The organism is Haloferax profundi, assembly GCF_001469865.1.
Taxonomy (GTDB): domain Archaea; phylum Halobacteriota; class Halobacteria; order Halobacteriales; family Haloferacaceae; genus Haloferax; species Haloferax profundi.
Window position 1 is genome coordinate 1 of record NZ_LOPV01000131.1, and the last position, 268, is coordinate 268.

Below are 268 nucleotides of genomic sequence, written 5' to 3' on the forward strand. Positions count from 1 at the left end.
CGTTGTCAGCAGCCGTCGTGTCAGTGACCTCCACGTCGAAGGTATAGCTATCGGCGTCGATACCGGTGAAGTCACCGTCAAGTTCGGTGTCCGTACCGGCGTTCACGTAGATCGAGTCGTCGCCTTCGTTCGTGGCGAGGTACTCGGAGTTCGCACCGAAGATGTCCTCAAGCTCGTCAGCGTCGAGGCCTTCTGCGCTGATCTCCGCGATGTAGTCACCGCGGCTGGATTCGATCGTCAGAGTTTCCGAGTCCCCCTCGCTGACAGT

At 59.3% G+C, this 268-nt stretch carries 1 pseudogene; it reads right to left on the reverse strand.

Annotated elements, in window-relative coordinates:
* A pseudogene (locus tag AUR66_RS21830) lies at positions 1-268 on the reverse strand (BGTF surface domain-containing protein); the annotation flags it as partial.